Raw genomic sequence first — 17,666 nt, 5'->3', positions numbered from 1 at the left:
ATTAGGTCTAACACGAGTAAGCGGAAAGACTTTGATAATGAGTGATGATCCGGACTTGATATTAAAACCGTTGTTAATTACAAATTATATAGAGGTTTTCACCTCTATTCTTCCCATAAAGCAATACCACCTAATAAACCAGTGATATTGGGAATGAGTTTGACATTTAAGGGCAAATTCATATTTACTCGCACAGCTTCACCACCGCCGATATAAAGGCAATCATAATTAAACAAACTTTGCAAAGATGCGATCGCTTTTTGTAAGCGCCGATTCCATTTTTTATCCCCAATTTTTTCTAAGGCTGCACGTCCTAGCTGTTCTTCATAAGTCTTCCCTTGACGAAAGAGATGATGTCCCATCTCCATATTTGGTACTAACCTACCATCCACAAATAAAGCGGAACCAAAACCAGTCCCCAAGGTAATCACCAATTCCACACCTTTACCTGCAATTGCACCTAGTCCTTGCATATCTGCATCATTAATTACCTGAACGGGCTTGTTTAATCGCCCAGACAGTGCTGTTGCTAAATCAAACCCAATCCAATTTTTATCTAGGTTTGCGGCTGTTTCCGTGACTCCACAACGCACCACACCAGGGAAACCGACAGAAACTCGATGATACTCACCTTGAGATGAAGCTAACATAACAATGGCATTAATTACTACTTCTGGTGTCGCGGGTTGAGGGGTTTCTAACCGTCCCCTTTCGGTTAAGGGTTTACCTGTAATATCCAAAACCATCACCTTAACACCACTACCGCCAATATCCACCGATAGAGTGCGAATTGATCCGTTATCTTCTAGCATGAGTTTTTATCTCCTAGTGCAACTTCTTTGGTTATTATGCGCTGCTAAATTCCAGCCAGCAGCAGATTTTTTGAGAGTCTTTAGCTTTTCTTGCCGTTAGAAATCTCTATCGCCACCCTCATCTAGATTTGCTAGTGTAGGAGTAGTGCAAAAATTGCTAATCCTGGCTCTCTATTATTAAAATTCCTATCAGAGAAAGTATTATGACCGCCTTTGAATCTAACAGCCTACGTTCTTATAGCCAAGAAGAGGTGCAGCAAATTCTGCAATTAGCGATCGCTCGTCAAACCCACGATCATAATCAAGAATTTTCCTATCAGCAAATTATAGAAATTGCTGCTGAGTTACAAATCTCACCTGAAATCGTAAAAAGTGCAGAACAAGACTGGTTAGGACAACAGAATGAAGTGCAGCAGCGCAAAGCTTTTGAGGTTTACCGTTGGAGTAAATTTAAAAAGCGCCTCAGTAATTATACTATTGTCAATATCTTTTTGCTGCTGATGGATTTGATTGGTGGCAATACTCTTTCTTGGTCACTTTATATTTTACTATTTTGCAGTTTAGCCCTAGTGCTTGATATCTGGAATACCTTTCAAACCAAAGGTGAAGAATACGAAACTGCTTTCCAAAAGTGGAATCGTAAGCATCAAATCAAACAGACTATCAATACTGTCTTGAATAAGTGGTTTAAAACATGGCAAGCTTAATAAGTAGTCGTGCAAAATAAATTTTATAGTTAGGAGAGGGAACAGGGAACTCTTAACAGGGAACAGGTAACAGGTAAGGAATACAGACATTCTTTTTGTTTTCAATCAATATGTACAATTAATTTTGCTTGGGTACTTAAACCAAATTGGTATTACCGCTTTCTCGGAAGTCAAAACGAAGACAGCATAGGATTGTCGGAGATTTAGAATAGTTGGTTTATTGACGCCCTGCGATACTAGTAGTCTGTCAAATAAATTTTGATGGATAAAGGAACGAACCGCAAAGAACGCGAAGGAAGAAGGAAGAAACAAAATTTATTTACCCGTCAATTAGTTCTTGACAGACTATTAGTACTGTTACTAATTTTATGTGAGGTTGCACATAATTCTAAAATCTATTGATTTATCTGTCTTTATCCGCGTTTATCTGCGTGCATCCGCGTTAAATTATTTTATGCAGCTTCATATTAATCTAGTATAACACATAATTTGAGTAGCTGATTTTACAAATAAACAATGAATATTTGTGATTAGATGAAAAATATATTTACTGAATAAATAATGGCTAATTTGATAGCAAAATATACATCAAATTGTAGTGGCAATTTGACCAGTTTTTGATTTTTGAATATTGTATAATCAGAAAATAAATAATTACAGCAGATGATAAGTTGCAGGAGATACAAAATCAACTAAAAGCCTACATGACAAGGAGTTTTAATTTTAAGTTTTAAATTTAAGTTTTAAATTTTTAATTGACCGCAGTACTAATAATTTTCCAATATTCAGGAAAACAGAGTAAGAGTACGAATTATTTATCATGCATTCACGCATCTCAGATCATGATTTGCTGCTTAAATCCAGATTGTTCAAATCCCCAAAATCCAGAGGGAAATCAGCTTTGTCAAACTTGTCAAACGCCCCTAGTACAACTTTTAAGAAATCGCTTCCGAGTGATGCGGGTGCTTTCAGATGAAGGGGGATTTGGTAGAACCTACCTATCAGAAGATACAGATAAATTAAATGACTACTGTGTCATTAAACAATTAGCACCAAAATTCCAAGGAACTTGGTCACAAAAGAAAGCAATGGAGTTGTTTAGTGAAGAAGCAAAGCGACTTCGTGAACTAGGAGAACATCCACAAATTCCCACTCTATTAGCTTACTTTGAGCAAGATAATTGTTTGTATTTAGTACAGCAGTTTATTGATGGAAACAATTTATTAAAAGAGTTGCAATTAAGAAAAACCTATAGAGATTGGGATATTCAATCTATTTTGCTAGATTTGTTACCTATTATCCAGTTTATTCATGAGCGGGGAGTTATTCACCGCGATATCAAGCCGGAAAATATTATCAGACGTAAAAGTGACGGAAGATTAGTTTTAATTGATTTTGGATCTTCCAAACAATTAACAGCTAAAGGTCAGAAAAAACATGGTACATCAATTGGTTCACATGGTTATTCTTCCATTGAACAAATTAGAGATGGAAAAGCTTACCCTTCTAGCGATTTATTTAGTTTAGGGGCTACTTGCTTTCATTTATTAACGGGAATTTCTCCTTTTCAATTGTGGATGGAACATGGATACAGTTGGGTGAAAACTTGGCATAATTATTTGCGAACTCCTGTGAGTAATGAACTAGCACAAGTTATTGATAAGCTTTTACAAATAGATGTTAAACATCGCTACCAATCAGCTAATGAAGTTATTAAAGACTTAAGTAAACAATATACACATCTATTACCACCTGCTAGTAATTCATTTGTCCAATTACCAAAAAATAAAACATCCTCTTATCCAAAAAAATATCTTTTACTCAGAAATATTCTTTTGGTAGCTGGGGTGATTTTATCTTTGGGCTTAGGAGAATCTGGTTATAGACATTTTCGCAAATTAAAAACTGGTCTTTCCTCTAGTTTCAGTCCACCACCAATTAGTAAGGTTAAGAGTGATGCTATTGTCCATCAATCTCAAGAGAAGTTGTCGGAGAAAATGTCTTTGGTGAAAACTCTCGTTGGAAATAAAGATTTTATTTCGTCTGTTGCAATTAGTCCAGATGGTAAAATTATTGCTAGTAGTGGTGATTGTAAAAAGGGCTGCGCTAAAAAAAATACCATAATTAATTTATGGAATATTAGCACAGGCGAGGAAATTGCCAGACTGAAAGGACATAAACAAAAGATAAATGTGGTAGCTATTAGCCCAGATGGCAAAAATCTCATCAGTGCGAGTGATGATTACACAATTAAAGTTTGGGATTTAAGCACTAAAAAGCTAATTCATACCTTAATAAGTCATACTGATGCAGTTCATGCTTTGGCTATTAGTGCTGATGGAAAAACTTTAGTCAGTGCTAGTGATGACAAAACAATTAAAGTTTGGAATTTAGCAGTAGGAAAGCTGATTCGTACCCTTAAAGGTCATTCTTACTGGGTGCGAACTGTGGCGATAAGTCCTAATGGTGTCACTTTAGCTAGTGGTAGTTTTGACAGGACTATTAAATTATGGAATATCGCTCAAGAAAAGCCAATTCAGACGCTTACACCAAATTCCCAAACAGTGACATCGTTAGCTTTTAGCCCAGATGGTAAAATTCTCGCAAGTGTTAGCCGCGATAGTGATGCTCTTCGCAGGTATCGCAAAATTAAATTGTGGAATCTCGAAACTGGAACAGAAATTCCCACTTTGATTGGACAAGATAATAATGTGACTACTATTGCTTTTAGTCCAGATGGTAAGATTTTAGCTAGTGCTAACCGCGATCGCTCTATTAAATTATGGGATGTGTCCACAGATAAGGAAATAAGCACCTTACAGGGAGAAACTAGTACAGTTACATCTCTGGCTTTTAGTGGTGATGGTAAGACTTTGGTTAGTGGTGGGGAAGATAATAAAATTAAAATTTGGCGGTTGTCTCAATAGGCTAATATTCTTCACTTTTTAAAGAATTCAGAGATATTTTAGGAGTTTAACTGCGATCGCGCTCCCAATCATCAATCACTTTTTGTAAATACCACTCTTCCGACATCCCTGGATACACAAATTTCTTTTGCTGAATCAGTCTTTGAGCGATTTCCCAATATCCCCCCACTAGACGTAACAGTTTTTGACGTAGTAGATTATGGGTGGCTTTGTTTGTTCCTGGGATAGATGACTGGATTTTCTGTAGGCTATTTAATACTTGTTGATAATTTTCCCAGTCTTCTTGTTCACAAAATATACTCGCTGCTTTTTGATAATCTGCGATCGCATTTGACATTTCTTCTAAAAAGGTGTACGCAAGTCCGCGATTGTAGTAAGCTTGTGCATCTTGGGGATTAATTTCTAAGGCTTGGGCGTAGTCTTGAATAGCAGCCAGATAGTTACACATAGATCGATAAACATTACCTCTAGCAACATAGACTAAACCATTTTCTGGTTCTATCTTGATTGCTTGGTTAAAATCTAATAACGCCCCTTGATGATCTCCTAACTGCGAACGAGCTTTTCCCCGGTTGCGATAAACAATAGCATCTTGAAAATTTAGTTGTAGGGCTTGATTAAAATCTGCGATCGCTTCTTGATAATTTCCCATTTTACAACGCACCACCCCACGACAGCAATAAGCTTGTGCATCTTGGGAATCAGCTTTTAAAATCCAATTTAAATCAGCAATTGCTTCTCCTGTGTCTCCTTTTTCCGCCTTATCTAATAATTGCGTAAAATAATCTTGAGTAGATATGACAGGAATCGGTTGAAAACTACTGGGTGGATTTACTGTAATTTGTTCTTTAGGTTGTATTTGTTTAATCTTCTCTAAACAGAGACGACAATTTTCTTTATCCTTTTGTTGTAAATATAATTCTGCGGCTTTTTTAAAATTAGCGATCGCATCTTCAATATATCCCTGTTTGCGTCGCACCATCCCCCGCAAATTGTAACCAGCAGCAAAATTAAGATTCAGCTGAATCGCTTTTTCTACATCTTCTAAACAACCAGGTAAATTTTTCAGCCCTAACCTTGCTAAAGCACGACCATAATAAGCTTGAACACTTTTAGCATCCAGTTTAATAGCTTCAGTATAATCAGAAACAGCTTGGAGAATTGCACCTGAGTTATAATACGCTAAACCCCTTTTTACGTAAGCTGCGCTAAAATACGGATCAGTTTGGATAGCTTGGTTAAATTCTGCAATAGCACCAGCATAATCTTGTTTTTGAGCTTTTTCTAATCCCCGATTGTAAAATTCCTCATTCATAATCTTTGATCTTATTAATTAAGACTACTATAGGACTTACGCATTGACAAGATTCCTCAGATATGTAATATGAATTATATTTCTTGTAGGGTGCGTCAGACACGATATTTTCACAAAAAACAGATTCTCTCTATCTGACGCACCTTACTCAATAAGTTATTCCCAAAGGCGAAAACGACGCAATTTCGTTCATTCACATCATGGCAGATTCGTACAGTGCGTAAGTCCTATACTATAGGACTGGTATTTGATTTTTGAAATTATCTGTGTAGAGAGGGAACAGGGAACAGGGGAAGTGTACAGAGTGTTTTTCAAGAATCAAATATGATTCCTATATAACCATCCTATATCTAATAACGTCAATCAATTTTGGATTTGAAAAGGATGTTTAAAAATTCCAGGACTTACGCAACTGGCACATTGGTAGGGTGCGTCAGATATCAACAATCTGTTTATTTGCAGGATTTATGTAGTCTGACGCAACTGGCACATTGGTAGGGTGCGTCAGATATCAACAATCTGTTTATTTGCAGGATTTATGCAGTCTGACGCAACTGGCACATTGGTAGGGTGCGTCAGATATCAACAATCTGTTTATTTGCAGGATTTATGTAGTCTGACGCAACTGGCACATTGGTAGGGTGCGTCAGATATCAACAATCTGTTTATTTGCAGGATTTATGTAGTCTGACGCACCCTACAACAGATTTTTAGTGTGACACTTGCGTAAGTCCTAAATTCGTAAAGTTTACCAGAGTAGTTGAAAGGAACCGCGCGGACAGTTTTTTTGAGAAGTAATTAAACGAACATCATATCAAAGCCTCTCCCCCTAGGGAGAAGAGGTTTGGAGACGGGTGATTAACTTTTTCCAGACATCCTCTCTAAAAAATACTCAATCTGAAATTAAACTAGGAGAAGTCAGCACAAAAACATCTCTAGTTCCTATAGCTGGATTTTGAGGTTTAATAGGAGTTGTAAAGTGAAAAAAATCATGATCATTAACTAAAAGTAGTTCTCCTGGTTGGAGAATTTTATTAAAAACTGGTTTCTCTTTTTTAGCCTTATACAAATGTGTTTCTCCACCTTGAATATTGTCTCTACCCACAGCAAATATCCCAATAAAATCCGTACCATCTTGATGAATACCTTCCGGTGCAGGATTTCCCAAATGACCAGGTGAACAAGAAGTTCTAATTTGATGAACACCAATTTCGGCTTCTGGGTGAAGTTGACAAGAATCACAAAATGCTGAAATAACTTGCTTAAAAATATCCAGTTCTACCAACCCATCATCTAATTCTTCAAACTCTCTTTTGATATCACCTAATAAGGGATTATAATCTCGGCTTTGGAATAGATGTCCATGAGGAAGTTTAATCAAGTTATCTCCTGAAACTACCACCCGCGATAACCTTCTGGATCGATATTCTCCTTTAATGTAAGGATCAATTGGTAAATTATGAAAAAATGGCTGTAAATCTTCAGTATTAATTGAATTTACTTTTCTGAGACTAAACAGAAAAGCATATTCTAATTCCGTCGCGCACGAGACTTCTTGCATAGGATATTTCTCCTTGCATTTTTTAACCCTCCCAGTTTTCTTACATAGGAAGTATGTAATCTCCATTATATACAACTATTATTTAATAATCGTAAATTTGACTACAAAAGTTACCAATTTATGGTATTAATAAGACGATTTACAAAAAAAGTAACAGGGAATAGAAAGTGTCTTAAAAACGTCCAAGTTTTCAATCTCACTCTTTTAAGGGTGGGTTTCACTGTTCCCCATTCCCTGTTCCCTGTTAAGAGTTCCCTGTTCCCTCTGAACTATGACAATGACTGATTGGCTTTATCGCTATCCAACTCTATATTCTGGCATTTTACTCAAACGCTACAAGCGCTTTTTTGCCGATGTTCAAATAGCTTCAGGGGAAGTAGTAACAGCGCACTGTCCCAATACAGGCCCAATGACTGGAGTCTCAACTATTGGTAGTGCAGTACAGCTTTCTAAAAGTGATAATCCTAACCGCAAATTAGCTTATACCTTAGAGTTAATTCAAGTACAAGATACAGAACCCACTTGGGTAGGTGTGAATACAGCTTTACCAAATCGGGTAGTGAAATTAGCTTTAGAAAAACATCTTTTCCCAGAATTAGGTGACTATAACCAAGTCAAAAGTGAGGTAGTTTATGGACAAGATAAAAAAAGTCGAGTAGATTTTTTATTAACAGGCAATGATGAACAAATCTCAATTTATTTAGAAGTCAAAAATACGACTTGGACACAAGGTAATTTAGCGCTATTTCCCGACACAGAAACCACAAGAGGACAAAAACATTTACGGGAATTAATGGCACTTTTACCCCAAAGTCGAGGGGTGATGCTGTATTTTATCAATCGGGGTGATTGTCCAGAGTTTGCCCCTGGAGATAGCACCGACCCTGTATATGGTAAGTTGTTACGGGAAGCCATAAATCTGGGTTTAGAAGTCCTACCCTGTCGCTTTGATGTTTCTCCAGAGGGTATTCGTTATTTGGGTTTAGCAAAACTGAAAATTTAATCTGAAAATTTAATCTTCCCAAAATATTGCTGAGTTCTGAACTCAATCAGTTTTTGATCAATTACCGAGAGATAGGTTGAGTAAACTTGAAATAAATTGCTCTCCCCATCTCTAAAATCAAGATTATCAAAATTATTATGATTTCCAGGTATTTAGTTGATCTTGAAATTTACTCAGATTTCCAGGTCGATAATTAAGTGAAGCATCTTGCCAACGTTTCTTGACACTGTCATGCAAATCTGAAAACTGACCGTCAACTTTACGCAGTACCTTTGGTAAAGGAATATCTAATATTTTTGAATCCTGGTGAAAAAGAGTTTGATAATTGGGTTGAATTTTATCTTCAACACAGCTTTTATCTAATTCTAGTCCAATTGCAGATACTTGATCCATCATCCAATCGAGTGCCTGATCTGATAAACCTCTCGTTGATTCTGTTCCTCCTCCCACACAACCATGTACACCAGGAAACCATATTTGTGTTACTTGGTTTGGACTATGAGGAGTCATAGGAGTTACATCAAATGCTTTGCGGTTCTCATCAATTGCAACCGCATGGAATGCTTTCTTAATCCGGTGATTGAGCTTAGTATCAAAAAACTCATATTTCCTATTAAGCCAGTTATCTATTGGGATATAAGGAATCAGGTCTGGAACACCTAAAGAACCCACAGTATCCCAACATCCTAGGACTTCAATAGGTACATTTTCACCATATTTTTGACGAAAATCAACTGCTGTTTTAGCACTAGGATGAGTATCTTCGTCTCTATTTCGATAAAGCTTATAAGCTTCGGGAATCTTGCGAATATATTGTCTTTTTAATAATCCTGAACAATAAATTAATCCGGCCAAGCAGCGTGCAGTATAAGCACCACGACTGAAACCAAATAGATAAATTTCATCTCCATTTTCATAATTAAGGCACAAAAAACAGTAGGCTTTTTGAATCGCTTGGTCAATTCCCCAACCAAAAGCACCACCTCCTATTTTATCAACTAAGTTTCCAGTTCCCAGACCTTGGTCGTAAAATAATGTTTGGTAAATGTGATCATCAGAAACTGGTTTAATAGCTTGAGCCATTTTTACCACATTACTTGGATATGAAGTTTCTAGTGTTTGCCATGTTCCATCAAAGCAGACAATAATCCGTTTCATTTGCATTCACTCTTCTATAGAAAATTCCAAATTTTGATCAAGCTGGAATTTTTTGTATATCACTCCTTTATACCAATTTCATGTAGAGTTGCATAGAATACTGAGATGATTCCCAAATCTAAGCAATCTCGCAACTGTTATTTTTTTACAGTTGTGGCAAAGTAGTAGAAGGGTTATTTGGTGGTGAGGAAGCCCGTACTTATACTGTGATTGGGGATGTGGTTAAGTAGGTGGGCGTTAAAAATTGTCGTTGGGGTAAGGCAGGGAGCAGGGGGCTTTCTAGCAGGGGGAAAGAGGGTTTCAGCCCTATTTACTTTTCTTCACATACCTTTAAATTTTTCTGTTTACCTGACTTGAAAAATCTTGTATTGATTGGATAACTGATATACTCTATCTTTAACTTTTCTTAGCATTACTTAACGAATTTCTAATTACAAAAGATGAACATAGATTAAAAATAGTAAATAAAATCAGATTTTGTAAAGTTTATTAGGCTAAATTGAGAGTATGCTTAATCTAAATAAAAACCTAGTTGCAATATTTAAGTAAATCAGTGCAAATAAACTTAAATATTCATTAGTTTTTGACTCATTGGTTAGTTTTAATCGTACTAACTAATGACTCGTAACTAATGACTAAATAGCTGAAGTTTAATTGTGCTTGTTTACTGACTAGGTTGTTGTGCAGGGAGCATCCGTTCTGATGCTCAGTACTAGCAGCGAAACCCCAAGAAACCTTAAGAACAATTACGGAAGATGATAGAAAAAATTTTGCTGGCTGTCTCTGGACTGGGACACGCGGAAGAAATGCTCAAGACATTGAGAGAAATGCCATCAATCCAATCTGCAAAAGTTACAGTTCTGCACGTTGTTTCTGGGCAAAGTACTTCTGCTGCTATGACAGCTAAATGGGAAGAAGGTGGTAAAATCCTCGCTAATGCAATTCAGTCTTTGAACTTAGATCCTAGTCAGGTTTCTTCGATTTTGCGACAAGGTGATCCCAAGGATGTAGTTTGTCAAGTAGCTGAAGAAGTTGATGCTGACTTGATTATCATGGGTTCACGAGGACTAAAGCGATTACAATCGATTTTATCGAACTCAGTTAGCCAGTATGTTTTTCAATTGTCTTCTCGTCCCATGTTGCTGGTTAAAGATGACATTTATGTCAAAAGAATCAAGCGTGTGATGGTGGCTATAGATAATTCTGAAGCAGCTACAAATTGCTTGAATTTAGCTCTATTTTTGTTGCGTGGTGTCACAGGTGGTCAGTTAGTTTTGGCTAATGTCAACACAGATTTAGGCGGCAAATTATCAGGAATTACTGATATCAAACCAGAAAAAAATTCAGTTTTGGGACTTGCAGTTGCTGAGGCTGAAAGACAAAATGTTGCGGTTCGTTGTGTCACTAGTAGTGGCAAAACTGGGGAAGAAATTTGTCGTTTAGCTGAAGAACTGAATGTAGATTTATTATTGCTGGGTTCTCCAGATCGTCGTCCATCTATTGCTAAGAGTTTTGTGGATCTAGACAGACTTATTGGTGCTTCTTTGTCTGACTATGTTCGAGTCAATGCGACTTGTCCTGTATTGTTAGCGCGGACGGTTGCATAGTTAGAGTTTTTTCTCTTGCAGGTGGGAGGTTTGGAGAGAGGGATGATATTTAATTTAGCCCATCTACTTAATTACTTATCAAAAAACCCCATCTCTCTATCTCCGCATCAGACCTAATTAGGACTTGCTGAGAAAGTCTTGTAGGCAGGTGACTCTTAACAGGTGACAGGTGACAGTTTCAAGAGTTAAATGGGAACGATTTTGCCTTTGAGTAGGAATTAAATGCCAGGTTTTTCAGTTGCCACCTCATAAAAGCTCGCACTTTTTTAAATTCTAACAGGCTAAAACCCTTTACCTGTAAAGTTTTCAGATTTATATGGCTAACGCCACGCTACGCTATCAGCAACCCCTAATTATAAGTTTTTAAGCAGATGGTGTTTATATTGGTAATTAATAGTACTTTTTCAAATTACCAATACATAATCCAAAACTGGTATCGGTGGTTGATAAATAAAAACCCTAGCACTAAAAGTGTAAGGGTTTTTTCTTTTATAGTTCAAGTATTAACTATCTTTTCCACCTTGGCGGCTGGCAGTTTGGATGTAAAGTATGATTAAAAACACGGCAGGAACTAGAACGAACAAAATGCTCGCTACGAACCCCAACTCATTAACTTGCATGGCAAGATCGCCTCTCTTTGATTTCCAGTTAACAATTTTAGAATAGCATCATCGATGACAGGGTTTGCTCAAATTTTCTGTTTCGGTCAGTAGTTATTGGTTATTAGTCGTTGGGTAAAATTTTCAACTCGCCAACTCTTTACTTAAGGCTTGGTAACAACACTGACGGGTCCATTAACTAGGGTTTGACAAGCCAGGCGGTAATTATCGGGCTTTTTCTTGAATTTGCGGTTTTCTACATCGGTGCGGGGTGAGAGGTTTTCTAGTCCTTCAACTACCTCAACAACGCAAGTAGCACACTGACCATTTCCGTTACAATTCGTCACCTTAGCCAAGAACTTATAGATATCGATGCCATTTTCTATAGCTTTGATGCGGAGATTAGCACCATCGGCCGCCACTATTTCTTTATTTTCTTTAACAAATTTAATGTTTCCCATAACTGATTCCTCGCTGAGTGTAAGTGTGGCTTGTGGCTTTGTGTTAATCAAGTTTGATGCTTTAGACCCTTGGGAAAATGACTTTTTACAAGAGTTCTCCTGTTATCCTAGTTAATTATAGTTATTTATTGCAAAATATTAATAAATATCAATTTTCGCTAAGATAATAGGAAAAAAAATAGGACAGGTGTATGTTTCCTGTCCAGAGAATTAATAAGAGATTGATTTACCTGAAACCTACGGCTGCTTGCCAAACAAAAGCGAGCAACAAGAAGAATACAGGAATTACTGGGAGAACATCTACCAAGGGGTCGAAGATTTGGTAAGCTTCAGGCAGTTTTGCTACTAAAAGTGCTGCTTCCATGTTTGTTTAAATCCACCTAATCCAACACATCTTTCATAATTGAGAAGTATCTTAACATGGTTTGGTAATTGGTAAAATCTCTACCTGTTAAGAGTTCTCTGTTAAGAGTTCCCTGTTACCTTCTTCTGTCAACCAGTGACCAAAGTCGTCTACAAAGCGATCGCTCAAAATTGATGCCCGAATCTTTTGGGTAAAGCGAATCAGTTCGGTGATGTTGTGAATACTCAACAAGGTATAGGCTAATATTTCTTGCGATCGCACTAAATGTGATATGTATGCACGACTAAAATTTACACAAGCATAACAAGGGCAAGTTTCATCTAAGGGCGTAAAATCTTCCCGAAACTTGGCATTTTTTAAATTCCAACGTTCACCCGATACTATCGCTGTTCCATGTCGCGCCCATCTGGTGGGAATCACACAGTCGAATAAATCGACACCACTAGCGATCGCAATTGCCATTTCTCGATAAGTACCCACACCCATCAAATAACGCGGCTTATCAACTGGTAACAACGGCGCTGTAGTTTGGACAATTTGCGCCATTAGTTCTGTTGGTTCGCCCACACTCACCCCACCAATGGCATATCCGGGCATATCTAGTTTTGCTAAAGCTTCCGCAGCCCGGACGCGCAAATCTAAATACACACCCCCCTGCACGATGGGAAACAATGCTTGATCGCTGCGTTTGTGGGCGACTATACAGCGTTCTAGCCAGCGATAAGTACGGTCTGTGGCGGCTTCTACTTCTTGACGAGTGGCGGGATAGGGAGGACATTCATCAAAAGCCATGATCACATCAGCCCCCAAAATATTCTGTATTTCAATAGAGCGTTCTGGGGTTAATTTAATCATCTGCCCGTCATGAGGTGAGCGAAAAGTTACACCTTCTTCTGTAATTTTTCGCATCTCGCTCAAGCTAAAGACTTGGAACCCACCGGAATCTGTGAGCATGGGACCATTCCAGCCCATGAACTTATGTAGTCCACCACCTCCAGCAACAATTGCTTCCCCTGGTTGGAGGTGCAAATGATAGGTATTAGATAAAACCATTTGCGCCCCTGTATCTTTGAGTTGAGCAGGGGTGATAGTTTTGACATTTGCCAGCGTTCCTACAGGCATAAATCGGGGAGTTTCGACTTCCCCGTGAGGAGTGTAAAATACTCCGGCTCTGGCTTTGGTATGGCTACAGGTAGCTAGAGATTCAAAGGAAAAATTGGTCATTGGTCATTGGTCATTGGTCATTGAAGTCAATTGATTTCTATCCACACTCGGTACTCAGTACTCGGTACTCAGTACTCAGTACTCAGTAATTAGGGGTTAAACCCTGCATCATACTACTGCCTTATTGGGTATATTATTTTTTGGTTAGAAGCAATCGGAACAATCATCATCAATTTCTGCATCCCATCTGGCTGAGAGTACCTGATCCATCATTGCTTCTATGGCAACAATGTTAAAATGGCGATCGCATCGTTCTTGTAAAGGTATTGATAGGGGAATCAAGCGCAAACAGATATCCTCTTGGATTAAATCAAAATAGGTTTCTTGTTGTGGCGATTGTTTTAGTTCCAAATAGTCAAAACTATAAATATTCAGATACAGCGCTTTGTTAGCTACTAATGTAGACCTTTGCGGACTGGTAAATACTTCCATCACATCCCCTTCACCCTCGCTGAGTAGCTTGTTGTCTTGGGTGTAAATGTAGCGGACTCGGCCTAAATCAGTCAGTAATCGTCGGATGTCGAGCTTATTGACAATAATGCCAGTATTAACAATGCACGGGGCTGGTATCCTGGTTTCCGGTAGATGATGACTCATAGAGAAATAGCTATTGAGGGATGGTGAGTGACAACACAGCTAAAAAGTCAATTGCGTAGCTTTTTGACTCCCTACATTTCCAAAATATCAACTTTGTCGGGTGATCGTCCATTAAAGAATCGAAAAGCGGATCATCCCTGAGCAGTTTGTGGCTTTTGTAGCCAGCAATATATTTGTATTAATTGCTACTCGTTAGGTTGATAATCGTCCCACTAGCATAACAAATTTTTTGTCATAAGTCGCTAATTATGAGTAAATACAGCAGATTGCTAGTATTAAGATGATGAAAATATTACAGTGGTGCAAACAACAACTTCTACATTTAATAGCGAGCATACTATTTTATAGTGCTATTCCTTTACCTTATATCAAGGACTTAGAATTCAATCGAGTAGCCTGTTTTGCTCCAGTTGTCGGGTTGATGATTGGTGGAAGTTTAGGTTTATTGGATATGGCGATTAGTTATCTAAATATGGCAGTATTAACTCGTAGTGCTTTGGTAGTTTGTATTTGGATGGCAATTACGGGAGGACTACATTTAGATGGAGCAATGGATACAGCCGATGGATTAGCGGTGACTGATCCAGAAAGAAGATTACAAGTGATGGTTGATAGTGCTACAGGTGCATTTGGGGCGATGGCAGCGATCGCTATCTTACTACTGAAAACTACTGCCTTGACTGATTTGTCAGAAAACCGCTATTTGGTATTGATTGCGGCTTGTGGGTGGGGACGTTGGGGACAACAAGTGGCGATCGCTTTTTATCCTTATTTAAAACCTACAGGTAAAGGTGCATTTCATAAACAAGCGATTCGTTCTTATCAAGATTTATTACCGAGTTGGTTTTTACTGTTAGGTTTGAGTATTTTAGTTTGGTTAATTAATCCCCAGAATTTAATTTTAGCTATAGGAATGATAATTATTGGCAGTGTGATTTCTAGTTTAATACCAGCTTGGTTTAATCATAAATTAGGTGGACATACAGGAGATACCTATGGTGCAGTTGTTGAATGGACTGAAGCTTTATTTTTGTGTGTAATTACTAGTTTTTCGTGAAAGCTAATTTTTCAATTCCGGGGGGATTTATCATCCCCGACTCACAATCCCCACCTGATGAGTAGAGTGAAGGTGGGGACTTCCGCGACAGGTTAAAGTTGATGGGAAGCTAAAAAAGCATCAACTTCTGCCGGAGTGGGTTGGGATGCGATCGCACCTGGTTTAATAGTAGTTAATGCCCCCACAGCACTAGCATAGGTAACAATCCGTTTGGCCGTTTCTCCATCTCTCAAACTTTGAATACCAGATTGATGTAATTGGTGGATAAACCCAGCCAAAAAACTATCTCCCGCACCAGTCGTATCAACCACAGGCATAGAAAAAGCAGGTACTTTGCCTTCGTTCTCACCTAAACAATAGGCACAACCATTTTCACCATCTGTCACCAAAACTCCTTCCAGTGAATTCAATCGGTAAGTAATTGCACCAGGATCTGTAGTATTAAATAGCCATTCAGCTTCTTCTTTGGTCAGTTTGAGAAAATCGAAACGCTTTAATAATGGGAGAATTTTGGCCTTGGCTGTATTTTCGTCTTGCCAAAATACTGGTCGCCAATTTATGTCTAGAATGATTTTCAGGTCATACTGTTCTGCTAATTCTAAGGCTCGCAAAACAGCTTGCTCACTTTCAGGATAGGCTAATTCTAAAGTTCCTACTACTAAAAAGTCGGCTTCATTAAAGAGAGCAGGTAATAATTTTGTAGATTGTAAGCGAGTATCTGCAAATTCTGAAGTATCATAGTTACCAAAACCGGCAAAAGTGCGATCGCCCGCCAAATCCCTAGTCACATAAACTTGTCGTGTTGGTGCTGTAGAATGAAGCTGCACACCTGTGGTATCTACACCTACATCTTGTAATAGCTTCACCAGTGTATTACCTGGTTCATCTTCTCCTACTGCGCCAATAAACCCTGCTGGCGTTCCCAACTTCACTAAAGCACAAGCCACATTAGCAGGCGCTCCCCCTGGGTAGGGAGTCCAAGACTGTACTTCTTCCAACTTTAGACCCATTTGATCAGCTAAACAATCAAACAAAACCTCACCAAGGCACAAAACACGGGGATTACTCATCTCATTTTTGATTTACGACTTGGGATTAGAAATATGTATAAAATCTACAACAAATTTTATTCATTTGTCTCCAGTTATTCATACAATACAATAGCAATTTTTGTGACTAAATAGAGTATATCTGCTTTTAAACTCCCATTTGTTTTTGCCTGCATAGTTCAAAAATTTTTGATCTATAAACGTACTATTTACTACAAAATATCGAATGAACTAGATTAATACCAATTTTATGTGATGTTGCACATAATTCTGAAATCCATTGATTTATCTGTCTTTATCCGCGTTTATCTGCGTGCATCCGCGTACCCTATGCCTACGGCACGCTTTGCGAACGGGAAGCAAGCTACAATTATTCTATGCAGCTTCATCTTAATCTGGTATAAGGTCTAGATCAAATCCAAAGAAAATATAGACTTTGGTATTACTGGGAACATTTGTAATGCCTAGCTTTGAGAGAATCTTTTAGAATTAGAAATAGTGATTGAGTACATATACCAAGGGAGGAATAAAGAAGTCATGGCTGCTAGTGAGTCTCAGACCCCTGTTAGTCTGTCAGACAGAGAACTGCAAATTATCGACTTAGTGGCCACCGGCTTAACTAACCAAGAGATTGCAGCCAAACTGGAAATCAGCAAACGTACAGTTGATAACCATATCAGCAACATTCTCACCAAAACCAAAACTGATAACCGCGTCGCTTTGGTTCGCTGGGCTTTACAATGGGGCAAAGTTTGCTTAAACGATGTCAATTGCTGTATTCTCCCCACCGCTCAAGATGAAACCGTTAGTTAGTCGATTACTACTATTCCCATCTGGTATGCTGAAAAGTCAATTTTGAGGTTTACTGATTGTTCTCCTCCTCACACCCATTTTTCAGTGTGAACCTCTACCACAAGTTCCGCAACTTTCACTTAGCGGGAGTTGACGCTAAGGACTCAACTTTTTTCAGTATCGGAACTTGTATACCATCATCTTTCTTAAGCTAATCTACCTTTAAGTTGCATCATCCGCAGTTACTAGAAAGACAAGGAGATGCAATTTAAATGATCATCAGCTGACAATTCAACAAAACAGATAACCAAGGAAAAGCTGAAGCTATCAATCAACATCTGGTGAAAAAGTAGAACCGATAACGCATATTTAAAGACAGGTCGATGTCTAATAGACTTTTGTAAGCAGTCAGGGAAAATGCCAGGGGAAAAGG

General features: G+C 38.1%; 16 protein-coding genes. 6 read left to right on the top strand and 10 right to left on the bottom strand.

The window, feature by feature from the left end:
- Window positions 1–104: 104 nt before the first annotated feature.
- On the bottom strand, window positions 105–812 hold the full coding sequence (locus ANA7108_RS0119295) for an ROK family protein (RefSeq protein ID WP_016952460.1): 708 nt from the start codon (window positions 810–812) through the stop codon (window positions 105–107).
- 203 nt (window positions 813–1,015) lie between these two features.
- Here ANA7108_RS0119295 and ANA7108_RS0119290 point away from each other — a divergent pair, with 203 nt between their 5' ends.
- The gene (locus ANA7108_RS0119290) at window positions 1,016–1,519 is read left to right on the top strand and encodes a 2TM domain-containing protein (RefSeq protein WP_016952459.1); all 504 of its coding nucleotides are present in this window, start codon (window positions 1,016–1,018) and stop codon (window positions 1,517–1,519) included.
- A gap of 842 nt (window positions 1,520–2,361) precedes the next feature.
- Window positions 2,362–4,446, top strand: coding sequence for a serine/threonine-protein kinase (locus ANA7108_RS0119285; protein ID WP_016952458.1), 2,085 nt, complete (start codon window positions 2,362–2,364; stop codon window positions 4,444–4,446).
- A gap of 46 nt (window positions 4,447–4,492) precedes the next feature.
- Here the strand turns inward: ANA7108_RS0119285 and ANA7108_RS0119280 are convergent, their stop codons facing one another.
- Both ANA7108_RS0119280 and ANA7108_RS0119275 read right to left on the bottom strand, forming a co-directional pair.
- Window positions 4,493–5,761 (bottom strand): tetratricopeptide repeat protein, encoded by a 1,269-nt coding sequence (locus ANA7108_RS0119280; RefSeq protein WP_016952457.1) that lies wholly within the window; start codon window positions 5,759–5,761, stop codon window positions 4,493–4,495.
- Window positions 5,762–6,653: 892 nt separating this feature from the next.
- Entirely contained in the window at window positions 6,654–7,322 is a 669-nt protein-coding gene (locus ANA7108_RS0119275; protein ID WP_016952456.1) for a 2OG-Fe dioxygenase family protein, read from the bottom strand.
- 277 nt (window positions 7,323–7,599) lie between these two features.
- Between ANA7108_RS0119275 and sfsA the strand changes: the two genes are divergently transcribed.
- The gene (gene sfsA, locus ANA7108_RS0119270) at window positions 7,600–8,325 is read left to right on the top strand and encodes a DNA/RNA nuclease SfsA (RefSeq protein WP_016952455.1); all 726 of its coding nucleotides are present in this window, start codon (window positions 7,600–7,602) and stop codon (window positions 8,323–8,325) included.
- A 135-nt stretch (window positions 8,326–8,460) separates the two neighbouring features.
- Here sfsA and ANA7108_RS0119265 read toward each other — a convergent pair whose 3' ends face one another.
- Window positions 8,461–9,489, bottom strand: a complete 1,029-nt coding sequence (locus tag ANA7108_RS0119265) for a DUF2235 domain-containing protein (RefSeq protein WP_016952454.1) — start codon at window positions 9,487–9,489, stop codon at window positions 8,461–8,463.
- A 749-nt stretch (window positions 9,490–10,238) separates the two neighbouring features.
- On the opposite strand from ANA7108_RS0119265, the gene ANA7108_RS0119260 reads away from it, so the two are divergent.
- A complete protein-coding gene (locus ANA7108_RS0119260; protein ID WP_016952453.1) occupies window positions 10,239–11,090 on the top strand; it encodes a universal stress protein in 852 nt (283 codons plus the stop codon).
- A gap of 503 nt (window positions 11,091–11,593) precedes the next feature.
- Here the strand turns inward: ANA7108_RS0119260 and psbM are convergent.
- The 5 genes from psbM to ANA7108_RS0119240 form a co-directional block, all read right to left on the bottom strand.
- Complete coding sequence (psbM, locus tag ANA7108_RS29070; protein ID WP_084776946.1) at window positions 11,594–11,710, bottom strand: photosystem II reaction center protein PsbM; 117 nt, start codon at window positions 11,708–11,710, stop codon at window positions 11,594–11,596.
- Between the two features lie 143 nt (window positions 11,711–11,853).
- Window positions 11,854–12,150 carry a 2Fe-2S iron-sulfur cluster-binding protein gene (locus tag ANA7108_RS0119255; protein ID WP_016952452.1) on the bottom strand — a complete coding sequence of 99 codons (297 nt, stop codon included), beginning with the start codon at window positions 12,148–12,150 and terminating at the stop codon, window positions 11,854–11,856.
- Between the two features lie 226 nt (window positions 12,151–12,376).
- Window positions 12,377–12,514: a photosystem II reaction center protein K gene (locus tag ANA7108_RS0119250; RefSeq protein ID WP_016952451.1), complete on the bottom strand. Its 138-nt coding sequence runs from the start codon at window positions 12,512–12,514 to the stop codon at window positions 12,377–12,379.
- Between the two features lie 87 nt (window positions 12,515–12,601).
- On the bottom strand, window positions 12,602–13,738 hold the full coding sequence (gene tgt, locus ANA7108_RS0119245; RefSeq protein WP_016952450.1) for a tRNA guanosine(34) transglycosylase Tgt: 1,137 nt from the start codon (window positions 13,736–13,738) through the stop codon (window positions 12,602–12,604).
- Between the two features lie 144 nt (window positions 13,739–13,882).
- Complete coding sequence (locus ANA7108_RS0119240) at window positions 13,883–14,335, bottom strand: hypothetical protein (RefSeq protein WP_016952449.1); 453 nt, start codon at window positions 14,333–14,335, stop codon at window positions 13,883–13,885.
- A 280-nt stretch (window positions 14,336–14,615) separates the two neighbouring features.
- Here ANA7108_RS0119240 and cobS point away from each other — a divergent pair, with 280 nt between their 5' ends.
- On the top strand, window positions 14,616–15,392 hold the full coding sequence (cobS, locus tag ANA7108_RS0119235) for an adenosylcobinamide-GDP ribazoletransferase (protein ID WP_026104311.1): 777 nt from the start codon (window positions 14,616–14,618) through the stop codon (window positions 15,390–15,392).
- Window positions 15,393–15,484: 92 nt separating this feature from the next.
- On the opposite strand, the gene ANA7108_RS0119230 is transcribed toward cobS, so the two are convergent.
- A complete protein-coding gene (locus ANA7108_RS0119230; protein WP_016952447.1) occupies window positions 15,485–16,462 on the bottom strand; it encodes a carbohydrate kinase in 978 nt (325 codons plus the stop codon).
- Window positions 16,463–16,978: 516 nt separating this feature from the next.
- Here ANA7108_RS0119230 and ANA7108_RS0119225 point away from each other — a divergent pair.
- Complete coding sequence (locus tag ANA7108_RS0119225) at window positions 16,979–17,254, top strand: LuxR C-terminal-related transcriptional regulator (protein WP_016952446.1); 276 nt, start codon at window positions 16,979–16,981, stop codon at window positions 17,252–17,254.
- The last annotated feature ends 412 nt before the right edge of the window (window positions 17,255–17,666 follow it).

This window comes from Anabaena sp. PCC 7108, from assembly GCF_000332135.1.
Lineage (GTDB): Bacteria > Cyanobacteriota > Cyanobacteriia > Cyanobacteriales > Nostocaceae > Anabaena.
Note: the sequence above shows the minus strand (reverse complement) of the source record. Positions and strands in the feature narration are given on the sequence as shown.

What these genes read in the sequence shown, in the direction of transcription:
- ANA7108_RS0119260 (WP_016952453.1), top strand. Translation starts at nt 10,239, where the DNA reads ATGATAGAAAAAATTTTGCTGGCTGTCTCTGGACTGGGACACGCGGAA.
- ANA7108_RS0119255 (WP_016952452.1), bottom strand. Translation starts at nt 12,150, where the DNA reads ATGGGAAACATTAAATTTGTTAAAGAAAATAAAGAAATAGTGGCGGCC.
- ANA7108_RS0119275 (WP_016952456.1), bottom strand. Translation starts at nt 7,322, where the DNA reads ATGCAAGAAGTCTCGTGCGCGACGGAATTAGAATATGCTTTTCTGTTT.
- ANA7108_RS0119290 (WP_016952459.1), top strand. Translation starts at nt 1,016, where the DNA reads ATGACCGCCTTTGAATCTAACAGCCTACGTTCTTATAGCCAAGAAGAG.
- psbM (WP_084776946.1), bottom strand. Translation starts at nt 11,710, where the DNA reads ATGCAAGTTAATGAGTTGGGGTTCGTAGCGAGCATTTTGTTCGTTCTA.
- ANA7108_RS0119225 (WP_016952446.1), top strand. Translation starts at nt 16,979, where the DNA reads ATGGCTGCTAGTGAGTCTCAGACCCCTGTTAGTCTGTCAGACAGAGAA.
- tgt (WP_016952450.1), bottom strand. Translation starts at nt 13,738, where the DNA reads ATGACCAATTTTTCCTTTGAATCTCTAGCTACCTGTAGCCATACCAAA.
- ANA7108_RS0119250 (WP_016952451.1), bottom strand. Translation starts at nt 12,514, where the DNA reads ATGGAAGCAGCACTTTTAGTAGCAAAACTGCCTGAAGCTTACCAAATC.
- ANA7108_RS0119285 (WP_016952458.1), top strand. Translation starts at nt 2,362, where the DNA reads ATGATTTGCTGCTTAAATCCAGATTGTTCAAATCCCCAAAATCCAGAG.
- ANA7108_RS0119295 (WP_016952460.1), bottom strand. Translation starts at nt 812, where the DNA reads ATGCTAGAAGATAACGGATCAATTCGCACTCTATCGGTGGATATTGGC.
- cobS (WP_026104311.1), top strand. Translation starts at nt 14,616, where the DNA reads ATGATGAAAATATTACAGTGGTGCAAACAACAACTTCTACATTTAATA.
- ANA7108_RS0119230 (WP_016952447.1), bottom strand. Translation starts at nt 16,462, where the DNA reads ATGAGTAATCCCCGTGTTTTGTGCCTTGGTGAGGTTTTGTTTGATTGT.
- ANA7108_RS0119240 (WP_016952449.1), bottom strand. Translation starts at nt 14,335, where the DNA reads ATGAGTCATCATCTACCGGAAACCAGGATACCAGCCCCGTGCATTGTT.
- ANA7108_RS0119280 (WP_016952457.1), bottom strand. Translation starts at nt 5,761, where the DNA reads ATGAATGAGGAATTTTACAATCGGGGATTAGAAAAAGCTCAAAAACAA.
- ANA7108_RS0119265 (WP_016952454.1), bottom strand. Translation starts at nt 9,489, where the DNA reads ATGCAAATGAAACGGATTATTGTCTGCTTTGATGGAACATGGCAAACA.
- sfsA (WP_016952455.1), top strand. Translation starts at nt 7,600, where the DNA reads ATGACTGATTGGCTTTATCGCTATCCAACTCTATATTCTGGCATTTTA.